This is a genomic window from Cupriavidus basilensis, from assembly GCF_000876015.1.
Classification (GTDB): Bacteria; Pseudomonadota; Gammaproteobacteria; order Burkholderiales; family Burkholderiaceae; genus Cupriavidus; species Cupriavidus basilensis_B.
On sequence record NZ_BBQM01000012.1, the window covers coordinates 276,336 to 296,941 of the forward strand.

Below are 20,606 nucleotides of genomic sequence, written 5' to 3' on the forward strand. Positions count from 1 at the left end.
ACCATCATCCGGGAATTCCCCTCATGCAGACGCTTCACCATGTCACGCTCGCCACGTCCGCGCAGGGCGTCGCCACGATCCAGATCGCCAACGGCACCTCGCTCAACATCCTCGACTCCGACACCATCGTCGAGCTGACCCGCTTGCTGCGCACGCTGGCGCGCGACCCGCAGGTGCGCGCGCTGGTGATCCGCGGCAGCGGCGACAAGGCCTTCATCGGCGGCGCCAACATCAAGGAACTGGCCCGGCTCGATCCCGACACCGCGGTGGCCTTCATCACGCGCCTGCACGACCTGTGCGAAGCGGTGCGCGACTTTCCGGTGCCGACCTTCGCGCGCCTGGCCGGCTGGTGCATGGGCGGCGGCATGGAGCTGGCGGCGGCCTGCGACATCCGCGTGGGATCGACCGCGGCGCATTTTTCCATGCCCGAGGTGCGCATCGGCATCCCCTCGGTGATCCACGCCAACCTGCTGCCGCGCCTGATCGGCGAAGGCAACACGCGCTGGCTGCTGCTGTCCGGCGCCGCCATCGACGCGGCCAGGGCGCACGCGTGGGGCTTCCTCAACGAGCTGGCCGAGCCCGACGCGCTCGACGCCGCCATCGCGCACGCGGTGGGCGAGATCCTCGAATGCGGCCCGGCCGCCGTGCGCGCGCAGAAGGCGCTGCTGCGCGGCTGGGAGAACCCGGCGCTCGAGCGCGGCCTGAAGGACAGCATCGCCATGTTCGGCGCGGTCTACGAAGGCGCCGAGCCGGACCAGTACATGCAGCGCTTCCTCAACCGCAAGCGCCCGGCGTGAGCCGGCGCGGGGTTCTCTTGTAAGATCGGGGGCGCCGGGCGGCGCCCTCGCGGCGGCGGTCCGGCCGCAGGGCGTCATCCGGCGCTTTCGCACACGGCCGCGCCATCATGAACCTGACGATCCGGGAGTTCCGCGTTTTCCGCGTGGTGTACGAACTGCGCAGCTTCAGCGCCGCCTCCGAAGCGGTGCACATGACGCAGTCCGCGGTCAGCAAGCTCTGCCAGGAAATGGAGGCCAAGGTCGGGCACCGCCTGTTCGAGCGCTCCACCCGCAAGGTGGAGCCCACCATGCTGGCCGACCACCTCTACGGCTATGCGTGCGAGATCCTCGGCACGATGGACGCCGCCGAGCGCAGCCTCAACGGGCTGCTGAGCCTGGAGCAGGGCGAGGTCCGCGTGGCGGCCTCGCCGATGATGACGCAGGGCCTGCTGACCGGCCCGGTCAGCCGCTTCCACGCGGCGCACCCGGGCGTGCGCATCGGGCTGCACGAACTCTCCACCGACGAGACCATCGACTACGTGGTCAACGGCAAGGCGGACTTCGGCCTGGTCTCGATCGAGCAGACCCATCCCAAGCTCGCCATCGAGCGGCTCTACGACGAGTCCATGTACGCCATCTGCGCCAGGGACCATCAACTGGCGAAGAAAAAGCGCGTGTCCTGGGACGCGCTCAGCGCCTATCCGCACGTCTCCATGCATCCGTCCTTCAGCGTGCGCCGCACCGTCGACCGCGTGTACGGACAGAAGGGGCTGGGCTACGTGTCCGTGATCGAGGTCGGCACCGTCCTCTCCGTGCTGGGGATGGTGAAGGCCGGCGTCGGCGTGGCGGTGCTGCCCGGCTACGTGATGAGCTTCGTGTCGGACATCGGGCTGGCCTCGGTGTTGCTGCCGGCGGCCGATTACAGCCACCCGATCTCGCTGATCCGCCGCTGGAACGCCCGCCCGTCGACCGCGGCCGAGGCGCTGATCGCGCTGCTGAAGGAAGCGATCGCGCCGGGGTAGGCGTGCGTCCTTGCTCAGGCCCGATGCGCTCCGTCGCGGCAGGCCGGCACCTCGATCTCGAATCAGCGCGTTCCCTCGATGCCGCCGCCGGCCCGCCGGGCGGCGATGAAATACAGCAGCGCGCTGGCGGCCGCGGCGGCGGTGCCGACGATGGCCAGGGCGATCGCCAGTCCGGCCCTGGGATGGCCCAGCCATTCGTTGATGGCGCCCACCGCGAACGGTCCCAGCCCACCGCTGATGGCATTGGTGAGGAACACCAGCAGCGCCACCGCGCGGCCGCGCATGCGGTTGGGAATGGCGATCTGCAGCGGCACCGGCGCCAGCGCCATGACGATGCTGGCGGCATACGCACACAGGCCGTACAGCGCCAGCGACAGCCACATCGCCGGCGCGAGCGGCGCCGCGCAGGCGGCGGGCACCAGCAGGGCGGCCGCGCCGCAGGCGATGCGCAGCACCTTGCGCAGCGCGTCGCGGTCGTTGACCTTGCCCACGAACAGGCTCGCGCTGACGACGCCCGCCATGCCGCCGATCATGTAGACCGGGCCGGTCAGCTTGCCGACCGCGCTGGCGGACAGGCCGAAGCTGCGGATCAGCAGGGTCGGGAACCACGCGGCATGGGAGTAGAACAGCAGGATGAGCGCGACGTAGCCGAAGAAATAGGGCAGGCAGAAGCGGTTGCGCACGAACAGCTCGCGCAGGACTTCGCCGATCGGCGGCGCGGCCCCGGCGGCGCCATGCGCGGCCGGCAGCCCGCGCCGCGCCGGCTCGCGGATCGTCGCCAGCACCAGCGCCGCGAGCGCCAGGCCGGGCAGCCCGACCAGGAAGAAGACCACCTGCCACGGCTGCAGGCCCTGCCTGGCCAGCCAGCCGGCCATCGCGGGCTGGTCCATCCAGCCCAGCAGCGCGCCGCCGCCGAGCAGGGCGACGCCGCCGCCGATGTAGGGCCCGAGCATGAACACGCTGCTGGCGCGCGTGACCTTGCGCGGCGGGAACATGTCGCTGAAGATGGACAGCGCGGCCGGGCTCAGTGCGGCTTCGGCGATGGCCGTGCCGGCGCGCCAGACCAGCAGTTCGCCGAAGCTGCCGGCGGTGCCGCACATGGCCGTGGAGATGGCCCAGATGGCGACGCAGGCCGCACTCAGGCGCACGCGGTTGGAGCGGTCCACCAGCCGCGCCACGAACACGCCGGCGGTGGCATAGCAGAGCGTGAAGGTCGCGCCCTGCAGCAGGCCGATCTGGGTGTCGCTGAGCAGCAGCGATGCCTTGAGCGGCTGCACCAGGATGCTGACGACCTGCCGGTCGATATAGGAAAAGGCAAAGCACACGAAGAACATGAATACGATGTATCCATGCGAGAACGCGGTGCCGGTGTCTTCGATCACCGGCGCGTCGGCGCCGGGCGCGCCGGCTTGCAGGGCCGGCGCGGCTTCGGGGGCGGAGTGCATGAAGGTTTCCTCGTAAGGGCGGAGGGCGGGCCGGCGCGCGTCAGGGAAGGCGCGCCGGTCCCGGCGAGGCTGTCGGCTACAGCGTGGCGGGGGCGGCCAGCAGGGCGATGCAGTCGCCGGGCTCGACGCCGGCGAAGCTGCGCGCGCACACCACCATGCCGGCGCCGCCGAAATGCAGTTCGCGCGGCGGCTCCCACGGCGCGTAGGGATCGAACAGCCGCCCGGCCAGTTCGCCGGCGGCCACCTGCTGCCCCAGCGTGAAGCAGGGTTCGAACACGCCGTGGCGCGGCGCGAACAGGTAGTGCCGGGTGCCGTCCACGGCGATGAAGCGCGTGTCGTGGCGCGGCGGCGGCGGGTTGTTGCCGCGCGTCAGGCCGGTGGCGTGGAGCACGCGGCGCAGCCCGTCCTCGACGATGGCGAGACCTTCCACATTGCAGCTGCCGAAGCCGCCGAACTCGCCGCACAGGAACAAGGTGCCGTGGCGCTCGGCCGCCGCGCCGTAGGTCCGGTCCTCGCCGAGCAGGTCCATGATCATGGTGTGGGGCGCGGCGAACGCATTGACCAGCTTCAGGTACTCGGCGCGGCGCGCCGGGTCGGGCGGCAGCGCGGCCAGCAGCGTGGGCATGTGGTTGAACGAGGCGCCGCCGGCGTGCAGGTCGAGCACCACGTCGGCGCGCGGAAAGAGCTCGGTGTCCACGTAGTGGGCGATCATCGCCGTGACCGAGCCGTTGCGCTCGCCGGGGAACATTCGGTTCAGGTTGCCGCGGTCGATCGGCGAGGTGCGCGAGCCGTTCAGGAACGCCGGGAAGTTCAGCGCCGGGATCACGATCAGCCGGCCCTCGATCCGCATGGCGGGCATGCGCTGCAGCAGCTTCATCAGCGCCAGCGGGCCTTCGTATTCGTCGCCGTGGTTGCCGCCGGTCAGCAGCACCGTCGGCCCCGTGCCCTGCTTGAGCACGGCGACCGGCGCGGGAATGTGGCCGTAGGCGGAGCGGTCGTGCGAATAGGGGATGCGCAGCACGCCGGTCTGGAAGCCCTCGCGCTCGTAGTCGATCCCGGTCGAGATCAGTGTTTTCCTGGAAGGGGTGTGGTCGTTCGGTCGGCCTGGCATGCCTTGTCTCCGGTGGGGGATCGGGCGCGGCCGGTTGGCGTCTGGAGGGGCGGCCGCGCTGCATGTCATATTGATGACCGCGGCGGTCGACGACAAATGCCGTTTTCTGGCGCAGGCGATGCCTTCCAGGCATCAGCCCGGCGCGGCGCCGGCCTGTCGCATCGCTTCGACGGTCTGGATGAAGCGCGCAAGCGCGGGCGCGGGCGCATCGGCCTTGTGCGCGAACACGAGCGGCATCGGGATCGACAGGTCCGTGAACGCGGCGAAGCGGCACAGCGCGGGCGGGCGGCCGAGGTTGGCCGAATTGACGATGGCCGCGCCGACGCCGGCGCAGACCAGCGACAGCATGGCGGCCTCGGTCGAGACCTCCTGCACCACGTTGAGCGTGATGCCGCACGCCTGGCAGGCGCCGATCAGACGGTCGTAGTAGAGCGGATACGTGGCGCGCGGGAAGGTCACGAACGGCCAGTCCGCGATCTGGCGCAGCGCCACGCCGGGCAGCCCCGGCCGGGCGCGGGCGGTTTCCTGCGCCGGCAGGGGCCAGGCGAGCGGCGCGGCCAGCATGACGTCGTTCGTCGTCAGCGGCAGCGTGCCGAGCGGTTCGGCGAGCGGTCCGTACTGGTAGATGAAGCCGCCGTCGAGCGTGCCCGCGCGGATCTCGTCGAGCTGCAGCGGCGTGTTCATCGGCACCAGCTCGATGCGCACGTCGGGCACCTCTTCCTGGAAGCGGCGGAAGACGTGCGGCACGATGCCGTCCCAGCCGCTGTTCTCGACGAAGCCCAGGCGCAGGTAGCCTTGCACGCCGGCCGAGATGCGCTGCGCGCCGCGCGCGGCCACGTCGAGCTGGTTGAGCGCCGCGCGCGCATCGCGCAGGTAGGCCTGGCCGGCCGAGGTCAGCCTGAGGCCGCGCGGCGTGCGCTCGAATAGCGCGAAGCCGAGCTCTTCCTCCAGGTCGTGGATCTGGCGCGAGATGGCGGGCTGCGTGACGTGGACATGCTCCGCCGCCACGCGAATGCTCTCGTGCTCGGCCACGGCGATGAAATAGCGCAGATGTCGTAGTTCCACAGACTTACCCGTTGTTGAGTTGCGCCGGCGGCGGCCGGTCCACGGCAAACATGCCACAAAGCGCCGGCCCCGGAAAGGCCGGGCCGCGCGGCGCGGCGCATGCCCGGCGGGCATCGGCGGCCGGCGCACGCAGCCTGACGCGGGGCGCGGCCGGCAAGCCGACGACGGAACCGGAGGCATATGGTTGCGTTGCCATGCCGGCGCCGCGTTCAGCGCTGCGCGCCCGCCGCCGCCCGTTCGAGCCGCGGCACGAGGAAGTCGATGAACGCGCGCAGCTTGGGCGGCTGCACGCGCCCGCGCGGGAACACGGCGTGCAGGTCCGGGCAGCGCCCGAGCCAGCCCGGCAGCACCGGCACCACCAGCCCCTGTCCGGCATGCCGCGCCATGATGAGGTCGGTTGCCATCATCAGGCCCGCGCCGTCGAACAGCGGCGCCTTGAGCGCCTCCGGGTCGTCGGCCTCGATCACGGGGCGGATCGGGTAGTCGACGAGCTTTCCGGCCGCGTCCGCGCGGCGCATCGGCCAGGCATGGCCGCCGGCGCGCCGGGCCACGCGCGTGGACAGCGCCGCGTGCTCGCGCAGCGCATCCGGATGGGCCGGCGCGCCGTGCCGCGCGAGATAGGCGGGGCTGGCGTAGATGCGGTTCGGGAAGGTCGCGAGCCGGCGCGCCGCCATCGACGAATCCGGCAGGTCGCCCATGCGCAGGGCGAGGTCGATTTCCTCGCCGACCAGATCGAGCGTGCGGTGGCTGAGCACGAGGTCGATCTGCACGTCTGGGCAGCCGGCGCGGAATTCCGCCAGCAGCGGGCCGAGCAGGCTGACCGACAGCGAATACGACGCCGTGATGCGCAGCGTGCCGCGCGGCGCGCCGTGCAACTGGCCCACCGCGGCATCGGCGTTGGCCAGCATGGCGGGAATGGCGCGGCAGGATTCGTAATAGAGCGTGCCGGCCTCCGTCAGGCCGAGGCGGCGCGTGGTCCGGTGCAGGAGCTGCGCGCCGAGCCGCTGCTCGAGCTCGCGCAGCTTGCGGCTGACCGTGGTCTTGGGCAGGTCCAGCGCGGCCGCGGCGGCGGTGAAGCTCCCGGCTTCCACGACCTTGAGGAAGACCAGGGTGTCGTTCATGTCGGGCATGGTCGGGTCGGCGCGCGGCGTGGCAGGAGCGATGGCGGGTGACGCCGATTATGCCATCGGCGGCACAATGATTGCCGGAAACGACGGCTTATCGCGGTGGCGGACCGTTGTTATCGTTCCATTCATCGCCGATTCGGCACCAATATCAGATCCAGTGCGGCGCCTGACGAAGAGGCCGCCGCACAACCGGAACGAGACCCGCCATGCATTTCTCCCGCTTCCTGCTGCTTGCCACCGCTTCCATGTCCGTCCTCGTCGCCAGCCCCGCCGGCGCCGACGTGGCGCCTTCGCCGGACAAGCCGGCCAGCCCGGGATGGGTGGCGCGCCAGGCCCCCGGTTTCTATCGCTTCGCGCTCGGCGCGTTTCGCGTCACGGTGCTGTCCGACGGCACCGCGCCGCGCGACGTGCCGGCCATCACGAGCGACCCGCAAGCCGTGCGCGCGGCGTTCGCGGCCGCCCACCAGGCCTTGCCGGTCGAGATCTCCGTCAATTGCTTCCTGATCGATACCGGCGAGCGCCGCATCCTCGTCGACACCGGCGCCGGCGAACTGTTCGGGCCGCTGACGGGCCGCCTCGTCGACAACCTGCGCGCCGCCGGCTACGAACCCGGCGACATCGACGACATCCTGCTGACGCACATCCACGGCGACCATTCCGGCGGCCTCAGCATCGGCGGGCGGCGGGTGTTTCCGAATGCCGTGGTGCACGTGGACCAGCGCGACCCGGCCCTGTGGCTCAGCGCCGAGGCCGAGGCCCGCGCGCCGGCGGCGGCCCGCACGACCTTCCGCCAGTCGCACCAGACCGTGGACCCGTACGTGGCGGCTGGCAGGCTGCGCACCTTCGATGGCGCCACCCAGTTGTTTCCGGGTGTGCGTTCGGTGCCGCTGTACGGCCACACGCCCGGCATGAACGGCTATTTCATCGAGAGCCAGGGCCAGCGGCTATTGCTGTGGGGCGACATCATCCACGCCAGCGAGGCGCAGTTCCGCGATCCCGGCATCACCATCGACTACGACGTCGACCGCGCCGGCGCCGCGGCGGCGCGCCGCCGCATCCTGGCCGACGCGGCTAGGGAGGGCTTCATGGTCGGCGGCGCGCACGTGTCATTTCCGGGGATCGGCCATGTACGGGCCGAGCGGAGCGGTTTCAGTTGGGTGCCGGCTCCCTATAGCGTGACGCTCAAGGAGTGACAAAACGGGATCGTCGGCAATGGAGAGCATTGGAAGTAATGTAATGTGCACTTCGTTGCTTTCCTACATACGTACTATCACCTAATGCTGCGTTGCGACATTCCTTTTGCTACAATTAGGGAAAACCCGATGCGGGTTATCCCTTAAGGAGTGAATCATGACCAAGCAATCCGATATCAAGATGACCGACCAACTGGAACGCGAACTGATCGAACGCGAACTCGGCCCGCGCAGCCCCGGCTTCGTCGACGACGTGAAGAGCGCCGTCGCTGCCGTGCAGCGCGTCTTCGGCCGTCTGCAAAGCCAGGCACGCAAGGCAAAGATCGCCTACGCCAACGGCTGATCGCGGCAGTCGCGATCGTCGTCGGGAGCCAGCGGCTGTCGCTGCGCCCGGTAGTTAGTCTGAAGTCTGTTGTTTGCGATCGTCGGCGGTGTGGATAGTCGATCGTCGCTTGATGGCTGAGTTGTCGATCAGCTAGCTTTGTAGTGCTTTGCAGTATCGGTTTGACGGCCATGCGGCCGCGGCTTTGCGGATCGTGCCGAGGCACGGATCAATGCGGGCGCGGGCATCGGCGCCGTCGGACCCGGCGCGGACATTCCGCGCGGCAAGACCGGCCAACGCGTCGCTCGGGTGAGCGCAGCGCTTCTGGCCGGTTTTTTTATTTCGGGCCGCGTTTTATTTTGGGCCGAGTCGGCGCGGACTTCGCCGACCGCTTATATTTGACGCTCATTGCATCGGCAGCATCGCAGGCGGGAGGGCGCCCTGAATGGACAAATCGAAATACGCGGCCTACGAGCCTGCCGCTCCGTACTTCAACCTGGTGCGCGAGGCGCTGGGGGATCTGGTCGAGGGCGAGCACTTTTTCGACGTCATGACGAATGACACCGTCTACGAAGTGCTTTACGACATTCCCGGCTGGCCTCGCGTCATCCGGGGGCGGACCGACCTGATGGCTGCTTTCCGAGGTTACGTCGAACATATCGAACTTCAGTCGGCCGACAAGCTGATCGTGCACAAGGCCGATGACGGCCATGCCGTCGTCATCGAATACGAGGTGCACGGCGTGATCCTCGCGACGGGCGTGAAATACGACAACCGGTTCTGCTCGATCATCGCCATCGAGAATCGGAAGATCGGGCACTGGCGGGACTACATGGATTCCCTGGCGGCCTGGAACGCGCTGACTGCGGCGCGTTGACCGGCCCGGTTTCCCGGGCCGGCGCAGCCGCCGCAATCCTCTACGGCGCGGCCGCTCAGAGGCCGACGCGCGCCTCGCTCAGCGCCCACAGGCGATCCGCCGCGGCCGGGTCGACCGCGTAGGCCATCACGCCGGCGAGCCGCATGGCGTCGCGCATGTCCATGCTTTCGGGCTTCCCGTCCATGATGCTCGCCACTTCGACGTTTTCGCAGTAGACGCCGCCCATGCCGTCGAGCCGCGGGCTGGTCGCGCACCAGACGCTGGTCGCCGCGCCTTGCTCGACGGTCTTCAGTTGCCGCGACGGGTCGCGCACCGGGTTGCCGTTCGCGTCGAGCACACCGGCGGCGATCAGTTGCTCGCGCGAGATGTATTTGCCGAGGCCGGTGTCGACGATGGCGCCCGGGTGCAGCGAGAAGGCGCGGATGCCCTCGCCGCGGTAGCGCGCGTCCAGCGCCACCGCGAACAGGACGTTGGCCGTCTTCGACTGGCCGTAGGCCGACCACGGATCGTAGGGGCGGCGCTCGTAGTCGGGGTCGTCGAACACCACCGGCGAATAACGGTGGCCGAGCGAGGATACCGACACCACGCGCGCGCCCCTGGCCTGGCGCAGCGCGGGCAGCAGCCGCGCGGTGAGCTGGAAGTGGCCGAGGTGGTTGGTGGCGAACTGGGATTCGTAGCCGCGCGCGTCGCGGGTCAGCGTCGGCACGGCCATGATGCCGGCGCTGTTGACGAGGATGTGCAGCGGCTGCCCGGCGGCGAGGAAGCGGGCGGCGAACGCGTCGATCGAGGCCGGATCGAGCAGGTCCATCGGTTCCACTTCGACGTCGATGCCGGACAGCGCCGTCCGCGCCCGTTCCACGTCGCGGGCGGGCACGATGACGCGCGCGCCGGCCGCGCGCAGCACGCGCGCGGTCTCGCGGCCAAGGCCGGAATAGCCGCCGGTCACGATCGCGGTCTTGCCGGCAAGGTCGATGCCGGCGATGACTTCGCTGGCGGTGGAGGCGGCGCCGAAGCCGGAGCCGATCGGTTGTTGCGGGGTAAGCATGGTGTCCTTTCGGGAATGGAGGTGTAGCGGCAGTGTAGGCGTGGCGGCCTGTACGATGAATGCTCTAGAATCCCGAATACTTTCGTATTCGTTCAGAAATAATGACCGACCTGCTTTCCGACATCCTCAAGCTGGCCGACGCGCAGCCCGCCGTGGCCGGCGGTTTCTCCGCGGGCGGGGCGTGGGCGATCCGCTTCCCGCAGCCGGACAAGCTCAAGTTCTTCGCCTTGCTCAAGGGCGGCTGCTGGCTGCGCATCGACGGCGTGGCCGAGCCGGTGCGGGCGGAGCAGGGGGACGTGTTCCTGCTGTCCGGGCAGCGCGCCTTCGTGCTGGCCAGCGACCCGGACCTGGCGCCGCTCGACGCGGTCGGCCTCTTCACCGGCTGCGACAGCAAGACGGCGAAGCTCGGCGACGGCAACGACTGCGTGCAGATCGGCGGCCATGTCCGCCTGGACCCGGTCAACGGCGCGTGGCTGGCCGAGGCGCTGCCGCCGCTGATCCATATCCGGGCCGCGTCGCCGCAGGCGGCGGTGCTGCAATGGCTGCTCGACCAGATGGTGCGGGAGCTGGCGGCGGATCGTCCCGGCAACCGTCTCGCGTCGGCCTATCTGGCGCAACTGATGTTCGTGCAGATGCTGCGCGTGCACCTCGATACCTCCGACCATCTCGACGGCGGCTGGCTGCGCGCCATCGGCGACAGGCGGCTCGCGCCGGTCCTGCAGCTGATGCATGGCGAGCCCGGCCGGGCATGGCGGCTGGAAGAACTGGCCGGCGCGGCGGCGATGTCCCGCACCGCGTTCGCCACGCACTTCAAGGCAGTGGCCGGCACGGCGCCGCTGGCCTGGCTGACCGAATGGCGCATGCGCCTGGCGCGGCGGGCGCTGCGCGACGAGAGCACGCCGATCGCCGTGCTCGCCGCGCGTTTCGGCTACGCATCCGAGAGCGCTTTCAGCAATGCCTTCAAGCGCGTGACCGGCGATTCCCCGCGGCATTACCGGCGCGCGGGCAGGGCGTGTTGAAGGTGGCGAGGGATGGCGCAGAGGCGGCCGCGCGAGTGTGCTGCGCGCGCCGGGCGCGGTCAGGGGAAGCCTGTCGTGGGTCAAGCCGGATTCCGGGACCAGCCATATCCAGCCATTCCAGCCATATCGCCCGGCCGGCCAAAGCGCTGCCTAGTGGGACGATACGTAGCCCGAACCCGGATGCGCCGGCGGCACGGCGAAGCTCGCCTTCATGCGGCGCACTTCCATCGCCGGGGTCAGGCCGAACAGGCGCTTGAACTCGCGGTTGAATTGCGACGTGCTCTCGTAGCCCACCGCGTGGCAGGCGGCCGCGGCGGTCATGCCTTCCCGGACCATCAGCATCCTGGCCTGGTGCAGCCTCGTCGATTTCACGTATTGCATGGGCGAGGTCCGGGTGACGGCCTTGAAATGGCTGTGGAAGGTCGGCACGCTCATGCCGGCTTCCCGCGCCAACTGCGTCAGGTCGAGTTTGCCCGCGTAGCCGGCATGGATGCGCCGCAGCGCCTTGCCGATCTTGCCGAACTGCCCCTGCAACGCCAGCGCCGCGCGCATGGCCTGTCCCTGCGGGCCGGTCAGCACCCGGAAATACACCTCCCGCACCGCAGCCGGACCAAGGACCGCGGCTTCCAGGGGGCGGCTCAACACCGCCAGCAGGCGTTGCAGCGACGCCCGCATGGCTGCGTCCATCGGGCTGGACATCATGCTCCGCGGCGCCTGGGCCGGTTCGGCCAGGCCGGTGCGGTCGATCTGGAGCATCAGTTCGGCCGCGGCCTGGAAATCCAGGTGCATATAGACGGCCAGCAGCGGCCTGGCCGGCGTGGCATCCGTCTGCATGGTGAAGGGCACCGGCACCGAGACCGCCAGGTAATGCTGCTCGTCGTACAGATAGACCTCATCGCCAAAGTAGCCCCGCTTGGTCCCCTGGCAGACGAGGACGAGGCCGGGGTCGTACAAGACCGGAGTGTTCAGCAAGGGCCGGTCCGAGCGCAGGATGCGCACGTCCGGCAGCGCGGTCAGGTTATATCCTTCTTGCGGGGCCAGGGCACGAAGCAAAGGGATCATGCCGGCCCCCGAGGGGGCATGTGTGGCAACGTTCCGGGTCATAGTAATAGGCAATAAAACCAGAAAAACAGACCTGTCGTTGGGAGTCTGATCTGAATATTATGCACTTCTGACTGGATCTTCAGGAGTGCATACCGTGTCATCCCCCAAGACTTTCCTCATCACCGGCGTCAGCAGCGGCTTCGGCCGTGCCCTGGCCCGGGAGGCGCTGTCCGCCGGCCATCGCGTGGTCGGCACCGTCCGCAGCGCCGAAGCGAAGCAATCGTTCGAGGCTCTCGATCCGGCCCGGGCCTTCGGGCGCGTGCTGGACGTGACCGACTTCGACGCCATCGACGGCGTGGTGGCCGGCATCGAGGCGGAGATCGGCCCGATCGACGTGTTGGTCAACAACGCCGGCTACGGCCACGAAGGGGTGATGGAGGAGTCGCCGCTATCCGAAATGCGCCGTCAGTTCGATGTGAACGTGTTCGGCGCCGTGGCCATGATGAAGGCGGTGCTGCCCTGCATGCGGGAACGCCGGCGCGGGCACATCATCAACATCACCTCGATGGGCGGCTTCATCACCATGCCGGGCATTGCCTACTACTGCGGCAGCAAATTCGCCCTGGAAGGCATCTCCGAAGCCGTGGGCAAAGAGGTGAAGGACTTCGGCATCGCCGTGACGGCCGTTGCTCCCGGCTCGTTCCGCACGGACTGGGCCGGCCGCTCCATGATCCGCACGCCCCGGTCCATTCCCGACTATGATGCGCTGTTCGATCCGGTCCGCCAGGCCCGCGAAGAAAAAAGCGGCAAGCAGCTCGGTGATCCCGCCAAGGCAGCGCAAGCCATGCTGCGCATCGTCGATAGCGCGGCGGCGCCGGCCCACCTGCTGCTGGGCAGCGATGCGCTGGGACTGGTACGCCAGAAGCTGGCCGTTATGGCAGCCGGGATGGACGAGTGGGAAACGGTGACGCGCTCGACGGATGCCTGAACGCCGGGCGCTGGCGGCATACCCGCATCGGCATCGCCTAGGGAATCCACAGCGCCGCGCGGCGCAGATTGGACCTTACCACCAGCCGGTGAAAAGGCCGGATGGCCGTCAGGTAAGCGTGGCCCAGCCGATTATGGCAATACACGACCGTCGTCGCCACGAGCTGGTGTCCCTTGCCGCCGGGCAAGGCGCGCAGCAGCAACGACAAGCGAAAGTCCAGGTGGTGGTCGTCCTCCCCCATCACGATCTCGCTCGGGGAGCGCGACTGCACCCGAAAGAAGTCCACATATTCCCCGGGACGCGCCTGAGCCGACTGGCGCAAGGCGAGGGTCGTCTTCAGCCCCAGCCCGCGCACGGCGGTATCGCGCATCGTGAGCAGCGCTGCGATCCAGCGAGGCGGATGGGTCAGGGTCGCGGCGGCCCATCCGTCCAGGTCGAGCGGGCTGCCCGCGGGCAGGGTGACAGCAAAGGCGTCCGCGAGATCGGCCTCGCCGAAGCGCGCCGCCAGCGTGCTCTCTTGCGGCAGCCGGACAGCGGTGACGTGCAGATTGGTTTTCATGGGATCGGATCAATGTGCCGTTGCCATCGGTGTCTTGTCGGACACGACTTCTCGCGGCAACCACGGCTCGAGTTCTACCACGCGGTGATCCGGGAGCCCAGCCTTGATTGTGGGCAGGTGATCCGGTTCGGCGTCGACGGCCCCGGCATCGTTCGCCTCGCGGACCCGCATTGCTGCCGGCGGGTTTGGCCGGAAATGGATTCCCGCAGCCTGCCGCTCCGATTGACGCGGTGAAGTGCAGACCGCGCGGTCTGGCCGCGTTGCCGCCTTTTCGCCTTTTCCCGCCGCGCGGGCCGACCGGCCGTGGCCCGCCGATTGAGGTTGACTCCTGCTTTGTGGAATGTAGTATGTGATATATCAAAAAAATCATTCCATCCATCAGGCAGCGGGAGACGACAGCATGAAAATCTGTATCTATGGCGCCGGCGCGATCGGCGGTTATCTTGGCGCGCAACTCGCGCTGGCGGGCGCGGAGGTCAGCCTGGTGGCGCGCGGGCCGCATCTGGCGGCCATGCAGGCCGGCGGCCTGCGCCTGCGGATCGACGGCGAGGAGCGGGTGGCGCGCGTGCGCTGCACCGGCGATCCCGCCGAACTGGGGCCGCAGGACTACGTGTTCATCACGCTGAAGGCGCACTCGGTACCCGGTGTGGTCGACCTCATGCAGCCGCTGCTGGGGCCGGGCACGGCGATCGTGACCGGCGTCAACGGCATTCCCTACTGGTATTTCCACCGGCACGGCGGGCCACTGGCCGGCACCACGCTGCAGAGCGTGGACCCCGGCGGGCGCCAGTGGCACGGGTTCGGGCCGGAGCGGGCCATCGGCTGCGTGCTCTATCCCGCCGCCGAAATTGTCGCGCCCGGCGTGATCCGCCATGTCTACGGCAAGAAATTCCCGCTCGGCGAGCCCGATGGCAGCCGGTCCGCGCGCGTGGCGCACCTGAGCGAGATGATGGTGGCGGCCGGGCTGGAAGCGCCCATCCGCGACAATATCCGCGACGAGATCTGGCTCAAGCTGTGGGGCAACCTGTGCTTCAACCCGATCAGCGCGCTGACGCATGCCACGCTCGACATCATCACCGCCGACCCGGCCACGCGGGCCTTGTCGCGCGCCATGATGCTGGAAGCCAAGGACATCGCCGAGCGCTTCGGCGTGCATTTCCGCGTCGACGTGGAGCGGCGCATCGACGGCGCCGGCGCGGTCGGCGCGCACAAGACCTCGATGCTGCAGGACCTGGAGGCGGGGCGCGCGATGGAAATCGACCCGCTGCTCACGGTGGTGCAGGAAATGGGGCGGCTGGTCGGCCAGCAAACGCCGATGGTCGACGCCGTGCTGGGCCTCATCAAGCAGCGCGAGCGGATGGCGCAGTCGGCCCTGGCGCAGGCGGCCTAGCGTGGCCGTGCCGCGTGGGCCATGCAAGGTATGAAGACGGGTGGCGGCCATGTGATATACCATATACGCAACTCGGCCGCCGCCGTCCAAATGTGGCTGAATTTATGCCAATTGTGCATTTTTCTATGCATTCCGCGCATGCCATGCGGCTTTTGGTAAGCTAGGCGGCAAGCCGCCGGCGCCGCTTTCCGAGGGCGCCGCGGTGCTGGTATCAATATGAGCCCATCCATGTCTGCGCAAAGCCAATCCGCTGAACAGCCCACCGGGCTGACCCTGTCCCTCCAGCCCATCAACGCGGGCGCCAGCCTGCGCGACCAGGCCTACGCCATGCTGCGCCAGGCCATCGCCGACGCCGACATCTACCAGTCGGACGAGGAAATCCGGCTCGACGAGCGCGTCCTGAGCGAAGCGCTAGGCGTGAGCCGCACGCCGATCCGCGAGGCCATGACGCTGCTGGAACAGGAGGGTTTCCTGCGCACCGTGCCGCGGCGCGGCATCTACATCATGCGCAAGACCAAGCGCGAGATCGTGGAGATGATCCAGGTCTGGGCCGCGCTGGAAAGCATGGCCGCGCGCCTGGCCACGCTGCACGCGAGCGACGCGGAGATCGCCACGCTGCGCCATATGTTCGACAGCTTCCGCGACGCCACGCCGGCCGAGCACATCGAGGAATACTCCGACGCGAACATTGCCTTTCACCAGGCCATCGTGCAGTTGTCGAAGTCGCAGGTCATCATGGACGCGATCAAGAACATCTTCGTCCACGTGCGCGCCATCCGGAAGATGACGATCTCGCAGAGCGACCGCGCCTCGCGCTCGATCGTCGATCACCTGCGCATCATCGAGGCCCTGGAAAAGCGCGACACCGAACTGGCCGAGCGGCTGGTGCGGCAGCACTCGCTGGACCTCGCGGCCTATGTGGAGAAGCACTGCGATTTTCTGGACTGAGGCCGCGGCAGGCGGCTGCTATCCGGGATGGCTACGTTATCCCGGATAGCTTCGTCATTCCCGATATGGTCCGATTTGCCGAGGGTTTGCTCCCCTCGCCCACTTCGCGGGAGAGGGGAGAGAAGCGGCAGTCGTCGCGGGGTGTCGCCAAGCCAGCCGGCGGCGGCATCGCTGCCGACGTCTTCAGTCTTCGGCACTGCCGCCCCCGTCTTCACACGGCTGCCACCGCCATCGCTCACACCGCAGCCGTCACGACGCCCCCATCGCCTCCACCATCGTCTTGCCCAGTTCCGCCGGCGAGCGCGCCACGCGGATGCCGGCCGCGCGCATGGCGTCGATCTTGGCCGCCGCCGTGCCCATGCCGCCCGAGATGATCGCGCCGGCATGTCCCATGCGGCGCCCGGGCGGGGCGGTGGTGCCGGCGATGAAGCCCGCCACCGGCTTGACCTTGCCGCCGCTGCGCGCGTCTAGCAGGAAGCGCGCGGCGTCTTCCTCGGCCGAGCCGCCGATCTCGCCGATCATGATGATGCCTTCGGTGTCGTCGTCGGCCAGGAACATCTCCAGGCAGTCGATGAAGCTGGTGCCGTTGACCGGGTCGCCGCCGATGCCGATGCAGGTGCTCTGGCCCAGCCCGGCGGCGGTGGTCTGCGCCACCGCCTCGTAGGTCAGCGTGCCGGAGCGCGACACCACGCCGATCTTGCCGGGGCGGTGGATGTGGCCCGGCATGATGCCGATCTTGCACTGGCCCGGGGTGATGACGCCGGGGCAGTTGGGGCCGACCAGCCGGCTGCCGGAGCCCGACAGCGCGCGCTTGACGCGCACCATGTCGATGACCGGGATGCCCTCGGTGATGCAGACGATCAGGCCGATGCCGGCATCCACCGCTTCCAGGATGGCGTCGGCGGCGAACGGCGGCGGCACGTAGATGACCGAGGCGTCGGCGCCGGTGCGCGCCACCGCCGCGGCCACGGTGTCGAACACCGGCAGGCCGAGATGGGTCTCGCCGCCCTTGCCGGGCGTCACGCCGCCGACCATGCGCGTGCCGTAGGCCGCGGCCTGTTCGGAATGGAAGGTGCCTTGCGCGCCGGTGAAGCCCTGGCAGATCACCCTGGTGTCTCGATCGATCAGTACGGCCATCTTATTTCCCTCCCTTGGCATGCGCGGCCTGGACCGCGTCGACCACTTTCGCGGCAGCGTCGGCGAGGTGATCCGCCGACACGATGGGCAGGCCCGAGTCGCGCAGGATGGCCTTGCCCTGTTCCACGTTGGTGCCTTCGAGCCGCACCACCAGCGGCACGGTCAGGTCGATCTCGCGCGCGGCCGCCACCACGCCTTCGGCGATCACGTCGCAGCGCATGATGCCGCCGAAGATATTGACCAGGATGCCCTCGACCTTGGGGTCGTCGAGGATCAGCCGGAACGCCGCCGTCACGCGCTCGCGCGTGGCGCCGCCGCCCACGTCGAGGAAGTTGGCCGGCTCGCCGCCGTGCAGCTTGATGATGTCCAGCGTGGCCATCGCCAGCCCGGCGCCGTTGACCATGCAGCCGATGTTGCCGTCGAGCCTGACGTAGTTCAGTCCGTGGCGCGCGGCGGCGGTCTCGGCGGGGTCTTCCTCGGTCTCGTCGCGCAGCGCCTCGATGTCGGGGTGGCGGTAGAGCGCGTTGTCGTCGAAGTTGAACTTGGCGTCGAGCGCGATCACGTCGCCGGCGCGCGTGACCACCAGCGGGTTGATCTCCACCACCGAGGCGTCCAGCTCGACGAAGGCGCGGTACGCCGCCAGGATGAAGCGCGAGGCCGCGCCGACCTGCTTGCCCGACAGGCCCAGGCCGAACGCGAGGCGGCGCGCGTGGAAGGGCTGGATGCCGCTGGCCGGGTCGATCGCCACCTTGATGATCTTCTCCGGCGTGCGCGCGGCGACTTCCTCGATCTCCATGCCGCCCTCGGTGGAGGCCATCACCGTCACGCGCGAGGTGGCGCGGTCGATCAGCATGCCCAGGTACAGCTCGCGGGCGATGTCGCAGCCTTCCTCCACATAGAGGCGGCGCACTTCGCGCCCGGCCTCGCCGGTCTGCTTCGTGACCAGCACGGCGCCGAGCATCTGGCCGGCCTCGGCCCGCACCGCATCGACCGACTTGACCACGCGCACGCCGCCCTTGCCGCCGGGGTCGTTGCGGAAGCGGCCGGCGCCGCGCCCGCCCGCGTGGATCTGGGATTTCACCACCCAGACCGCGCCGCCGAGCTTGCGCGCGGCGCCGGCGGCTTCCTCCGGGGTAAAGGCAACCGCGCCGCGCGGCACGGCCACGTCGAACCGCCGCAGCAGTTCCTTGGCCTGATATTCGTGGATGTTCACGGGTCTCCTCGCTCTTGTGATGGCGCGGGGCCGGGCGCCGCGGATCGGCTGCCGGCCGGATTGCGCTGTGAAATATGGTATGTAATATATCAAAGAGAAACAAGGAAAATGCATCACACGAAAATGCGGCGAAAGAGGCGCGGCATTGCCGGACGGGAAGCGGCCGAGGCCAGCCCGAACCGATCCGAAACCGGCCCGAGGCTAGTTCGAAGCAGGCCGGAAGGGCTGGTGCGGGAATGGAATGAGTCCGCGCGGATTCAGCAATTCCGCTCATCATCCCGCCAATTCCGCTTAAATGCTGCGCCGCGTCGTCGAAACCTGCCGCCTGTACGGCAGATTTCTCTTGAGCTTCATTGATATATCACATACCGTATGTCATCAAGATCCGGCGAAAAGGATCGAGCGCGTCGCAGGGCGGACGCAAGAGGTACGCCGCGGCCGGCCGAGAGGCGGCAGCGCGGCGACAGACGATAGGCGAAAGGGTGTCGCGGCACCGCGCCGGCGGCAGGCGCGTGTCACAGCCAGTCGCAATCCAGTCAACGAGGAGACCAAGACATGTCTGCAGTCGTATCCACGCGGCCCGAGTCCACCACGGCCGAAGACACCCTGAAGCAGAAGACCCGCGACGCCGGCGTGATTTCCGGCGGCCACCTGGTGGCGCGGGCCCTGAAGAACGAAGGCGTCGACACCATCTTCACGCTGTGCGGCGGCCACATCATCGACATCTACGACGGCTGCGTGGACGAGGGCATCCGCATCATCGACGTGCGCCACGAGCAGGTCGCCGCGCACGCGGCCGACGGCTACGCGCGCCAGACCGGCAAGCTCGGCTGCGTCGTCACCACCGCCGGCCCCGGCTGCACCAACGCCGTGACCGGCGTGGCCACCGCGTTCCGCTCCGAAAGCCCGGTGCTCCATATCGGCGGGCAGGGCGCGCTGTCGCAGCACAAGATGGGCTCGCTGCAGGACCTGCCGCACGTGGACATGATGTCGCCCATCACCAAGTTCGCCGCCACCATCCCCAGCACCGAGCGCGTGGCCGACATGATCTCGATGGCCGTGCGCGAATGCTTCAACGGCGCGCCCGGGCCGTCCTACCTGGAGATCCCGCGCGACGTGCTCGACCGCGAGGTCGACCTCGCGCGCGCCGTGATCCCGCGCCCCGGCCACTACCGCGCCTCCACCCGCTCGATCGGCGACCCGAAGGACATCGAGCGCCTGGCCGACATCCTGGTCAACTCGGAGCGCCCGGCCATCCTCTACGGCCAGCAGGTATGGACCGCGCGCGGGCACGGCGAAGCCATCGCGCTGCTCAAGGGCCTGGACATCCCGGGCTATTTCAACGGCGCCAGCCGCGGGCTGCTGCCGCCGGGCGACCCGCACCACTTCGACCGCACCCGCTCGCAGGCCTTCGCCAACGCCGACGTGCTGATCATCGTGGGCACGCCGTTCGACTTCCGCATGGGCTACGGCAAGCGCATCAGCCGCGAGCTGACGCTGGTGCAGATCGACATGGACTACCGCACGGTGGGCAAGAACCGCGAGATCGACCTCGGCCTGGTGGGCGACCCCGGCGCCATCCTCGGCGCGGTGCTGCAGGCCGCCAGCGGCCGCATCAAGAACGACAAGCGCCAGGCGCGCCAGAAGTGGATGGGCCTGCTGACCGAGGCCGAGGCCACCGCCACCGAGAAGCTGATGCCGCTGTTCCGCTCGGACAAGTCGCCGATCCATCCGTACCGCGTGGCCTACGAGCTGAACGAGTTCCTGGGCGACGACACCGTCTACATCGGCGACGGCGGCGACGTCGTGACCATCTCCGCGCAGGCGGTGCGCCCGCGCCGCCCGGGCCAGTGGATGGACCCCGGCGCGCTCGGCTCGCTCGGCGTGGGCACGGGCTTCGCCATCGCCGCCGGGCTGGCCAACCCGGACAAGGAAATCCTCTGCTACTACGGCGACGGCTCGTTCGGCATGACGGCCTTCGACATGGAGACCGCCAACCGTTTCGGCGTGCCCTACCTGGCGGTGATCGGCAACAACTCGGCCATGAACCAGATCCGCTACGGCCAGCTCGCCAAGTACGGCGAGGAGCGCGGCAACGTCGGCAACCTGCTGTCGGACGTGCCGTTCTCGAAGTTCGCCGAGATGCTGGGCGGCTACGGCGAGGAGGTGCGCGACGCCAGCGCCATCGCCGGCGCGCTGCGGCGCGGGCGCGAGGCGGTGCAGCGCACCGGCAAGTCCGCCGTGATCAATATCTGGGTGGACCCGCGCGAATACGCGCCGGGCACCAAGAACCAGACCATGTACAAATAACCACGCGCGAGGAGA

19 protein-coding genes are annotated in these 20,606 nt (G+C 69.0%); 10 read left to right on the forward strand and 9 right to left on the reverse strand.

Translation table 11 applies throughout. From position 1 onward, the window contains the following. Positions 1–23: 23 nt before the first annotated feature. Both KF708C_RS09005 and KF708C_RS09010 read left to right on the forward strand, forming a co-directional pair. Entirely contained in the window at positions 24–797 is a 774-nt protein-coding gene (locus KF708C_RS09005) for an enoyl-CoA hydratase (RefSeq protein ID WP_020201094.1), read from the forward strand. 107 nt (positions 798–904) lie between these two features. Next, entirely contained in the window at positions 905–1,798 is an 894-nt protein-coding gene (locus tag KF708C_RS09010; protein ID WP_059411528.1) for a LysR family transcriptional regulator, read from the forward strand. A gap of 62 nt (positions 1,799–1,860) precedes the next feature. Here KF708C_RS09010 and KF708C_RS09015 read toward each other — a convergent pair whose 3' ends face one another. From KF708C_RS09015 to KF708C_RS09030, 4 genes are all read right to left on the reverse strand, one after another. Then, on the reverse strand, positions 1,861–3,243 hold the full coding sequence (locus tag KF708C_RS09015) for an MFS transporter (RefSeq protein WP_059411529.1): 1,383 nt from the start codon (positions 3,241–3,243) through the stop codon (positions 1,861–1,863). 76 nt (positions 3,244–3,319) lie between these two features. Beyond that, on the reverse strand, positions 3,320–4,354 hold the full coding sequence (locus KF708C_RS09020) for a succinylglutamate desuccinylase/aspartoacylase family protein (RefSeq protein ID WP_059411530.1): 1,035 nt from the start codon (positions 4,352–4,354) through the stop codon (positions 3,320–3,322). A gap of 132 nt (positions 4,355–4,486) precedes the next feature. Beyond that, positions 4,487–5,419 carry a LysR family transcriptional regulator gene (locus KF708C_RS09025; protein WP_020201098.1) on the reverse strand — a complete coding sequence of 311 codons (933 nt, stop codon included), beginning with the start codon at positions 5,417–5,419 and terminating at the stop codon, positions 4,487–4,489. Positions 5,420–5,628: 209 nt separating this feature from the next. Then, the gene (locus KF708C_RS09030) at positions 5,629–6,540 is read right to left on the reverse strand and encodes a LysR family transcriptional regulator (RefSeq protein ID WP_231586408.1); all 912 of its coding nucleotides are present in this window, start codon (positions 6,538–6,540) and stop codon (positions 5,629–5,631) included. A gap of 212 nt (positions 6,541–6,752) precedes the next feature. On the opposite strand from KF708C_RS09030, the gene KF708C_RS09035 reads away from it, so the two are divergent. From KF708C_RS09035 to KF708C_RS09045, 3 genes are all read left to right on the forward strand, one after another. Further along, positions 6,753–7,739, forward strand: coding sequence for an MBL fold metallo-hydrolase (locus KF708C_RS09035; protein ID WP_059411532.1), 987 nt, complete (start codon positions 6,753–6,755; stop codon positions 7,737–7,739). A gap of 157 nt (positions 7,740–7,896) precedes the next feature. After that, the gene (locus KF708C_RS09040) at positions 7,897–8,082 is read left to right on the forward strand and encodes a hypothetical protein (RefSeq protein ID WP_020201101.1); all 186 of its coding nucleotides are present in this window, start codon (positions 7,897–7,899) and stop codon (positions 8,080–8,082) included. Positions 8,083–8,506: 424 nt separating this feature from the next. Then, positions 8,507–8,938, forward strand: coding sequence for a nuclear transport factor 2 family protein (locus KF708C_RS09045; protein ID WP_059411533.1), 432 nt, complete (start codon positions 8,507–8,509; stop codon positions 8,936–8,938). Between the two features lie 55 nt (positions 8,939–8,993). Here KF708C_RS09045 and KF708C_RS09050 read toward each other — a convergent pair whose 3' ends face one another. Then, a complete protein-coding gene (locus tag KF708C_RS09050) occupies positions 8,994–9,983 on the reverse strand; it encodes an oxidoreductase (RefSeq protein WP_020201103.1) in 990 nt (329 codons plus the stop codon). A gap of 101 nt (positions 9,984–10,084) precedes the next feature. On the opposite strand from KF708C_RS09050, the gene KF708C_RS09055 reads away from it, so the two are divergent. Next, entirely contained in the window at positions 10,085–11,002 is a 918-nt protein-coding gene (locus KF708C_RS09055) for an AraC family transcriptional regulator (protein WP_059411534.1), read from the forward strand. A 150-nt stretch (positions 11,003–11,152) separates the two neighbouring features. Here KF708C_RS09055 and KF708C_RS09060 read toward each other — a convergent pair whose 3' ends face one another. Beyond that, positions 11,153–12,064 (reverse strand): AraC family transcriptional regulator, encoded by a 912-nt coding sequence (locus KF708C_RS09060; RefSeq protein ID WP_020201105.1) that lies wholly within the window; start codon positions 12,062–12,064, stop codon positions 11,153–11,155. Positions 12,065–12,200: 136 nt separating this feature from the next. Here KF708C_RS09060 and KF708C_RS09065 point away from each other — a divergent pair, with 136 nt between their 5' ends. Next, the gene (locus tag KF708C_RS09065) at positions 12,201–13,034 is read left to right on the forward strand and encodes an oxidoreductase (protein ID WP_059411856.1); all 834 of its coding nucleotides are present in this window, start codon (positions 12,201–12,203) and stop codon (positions 13,032–13,034) included. Between the two features lie 37 nt (positions 13,035–13,071). Here KF708C_RS09065 and KF708C_RS09070 read toward each other — a convergent pair whose 3' ends face one another. After that, positions 13,072–13,593, reverse strand: a complete 522-nt coding sequence (locus KF708C_RS09070) for a DUF2867 domain-containing protein (RefSeq protein WP_059411535.1) — start codon at positions 13,591–13,593, stop codon at positions 13,072–13,074. A 400-nt stretch (positions 13,594–13,993) separates the two neighbouring features. Between KF708C_RS09070 and KF708C_RS09075 the strand changes: the two genes are divergently transcribed. Continuing rightward, positions 13,994–14,983, forward strand: a complete 990-nt coding sequence (locus KF708C_RS09075) for a 2-dehydropantoate 2-reductase (RefSeq protein ID WP_059411536.1) — start codon at positions 13,994–13,996, stop codon at positions 14,981–14,983. 228 nt (positions 14,984–15,211) lie between these two features. Then, entirely contained in the window at positions 15,212–15,931 is a 720-nt protein-coding gene (locus tag KF708C_RS09080; RefSeq protein ID WP_059411537.1) for a GntR family transcriptional regulator, read from the forward strand. A gap of 249 nt (positions 15,932–16,180) precedes the next feature. Here KF708C_RS09080 and sucD read toward each other — a convergent pair whose 3' ends face one another. Continuing rightward, positions 16,181–17,068, reverse strand: coding sequence for a succinate--CoA ligase subunit alpha (gene sucD, locus KF708C_RS09085; protein WP_059411538.1), 888 nt, complete (start codon positions 17,066–17,068; stop codon positions 16,181–16,183). Position 17,069: 1 nt separating this feature from the next. Continuing rightward, on the reverse strand, positions 17,070–18,281 hold the full coding sequence (gene sucC, locus KF708C_RS09090; protein ID WP_059411539.1) for an ADP-forming succinate--CoA ligase subunit beta: 1,212 nt from the start codon (positions 18,279–18,281) through the stop codon (positions 17,070–17,072). A 555-nt stretch (positions 18,282–18,836) separates the two neighbouring features. Between sucC and KF708C_RS09095 the strand changes: the two genes are divergently transcribed. Next, positions 18,837–20,591 (forward strand): thiamine pyrophosphate-binding protein, encoded by a 1,755-nt coding sequence (locus tag KF708C_RS09095; RefSeq protein WP_059411540.1) that lies wholly within the window; start codon positions 18,837–18,839, stop codon positions 20,589–20,591. The last annotated feature ends 15 nt before the right edge of the window (positions 20,592–20,606 follow it).

What these genes read in the sequence shown, in the direction of transcription:
- KF708C_RS09070 (WP_059411535.1), bottom strand. Translation starts at nt 13,593, where the DNA reads ATGAAAACCAATCTGCACGTCACCGCTGTCCGGCTGCCGCAAGAGAGC.
- KF708C_RS09060 (WP_020201105.1), bottom strand. Translation starts at nt 12,064, where the DNA reads ATGATCCCTTTGCTTCGTGCCCTGGCCCCGCAAGAAGGATATAACCTG.
- KF708C_RS09040 (WP_020201101.1), top strand. Translation starts at nt 7,897, where the DNA reads ATGACCAAGCAATCCGATATCAAGATGACCGACCAACTGGAACGCGAA.
- KF708C_RS09050 (WP_020201103.1), bottom strand. Translation starts at nt 9,983, where the DNA reads ATGCTTACCCCGCAACAACCGATCGGCTCCGGCTTCGGCGCCGCCTCC.
- KF708C_RS09035 (WP_059411532.1), top strand. Translation starts at nt 6,753, where the DNA reads ATGCATTTCTCCCGCTTCCTGCTGCTTGCCACCGCTTCCATGTCCGTC.
- KF708C_RS09080 (WP_059411537.1), top strand. Translation starts at nt 15,212, where the DNA reads ATGTCTGCGCAAAGCCAATCCGCTGAACAGCCCACCGGGCTGACCCTG.
- KF708C_RS09005 (WP_020201094.1), top strand. Translation starts at nt 24, where the DNA reads ATGCAGACGCTTCACCATGTCACGCTCGCCACGTCCGCGCAGGGCGTC.
- sucD (WP_059411538.1), bottom strand. Translation starts at nt 17,068, where the DNA reads ATGGCCGTACTGATCGATCGAGACACCAGGGTGATCTGCCAGGGCTTC.
- KF708C_RS09055 (WP_059411534.1), top strand. Translation starts at nt 10,085, where the DNA reads ATGACCGACCTGCTTTCCGACATCCTCAAGCTGGCCGACGCGCAGCCC.
- KF708C_RS09020 (WP_059411530.1), bottom strand. Translation starts at nt 4,354, where the DNA reads ATGCCAGGCCGACCGAACGACCACACCCCTTCCAGGAAAACACTGATC.
- KF708C_RS09010 (WP_059411528.1), top strand. Translation starts at nt 905, where the DNA reads ATGAACCTGACGATCCGGGAGTTCCGCGTTTTCCGCGTGGTGTACGAA.
- KF708C_RS09075 (WP_059411536.1), top strand. Translation starts at nt 13,994, where the DNA reads ATGAAAATCTGTATCTATGGCGCCGGCGCGATCGGCGGTTATCTTGGC.
- KF708C_RS09045 (WP_059411533.1), top strand. Translation starts at nt 8,507, where the DNA reads ATGGACAAATCGAAATACGCGGCCTACGAGCCTGCCGCTCCGTACTTC.
- KF708C_RS09015 (WP_059411529.1), bottom strand. Translation starts at nt 3,243, where the DNA reads ATGCACTCCGCCCCCGAAGCCGCGCCGGCCCTGCAAGCCGGCGCGCCC.
- KF708C_RS09030 (WP_231586408.1), bottom strand. Translation starts at nt 6,540, where the DNA reads ATGAACGACACCCTGGTCTTCCTCAAGGTCGTGGAAGCCGGGAGCTTC.
- KF708C_RS09095 (WP_059411540.1), top strand. Translation starts at nt 18,837, where the DNA reads ATGTCTGCAGTCGTATCCACGCGGCCCGAGTCCACCACGGCCGAAGAC.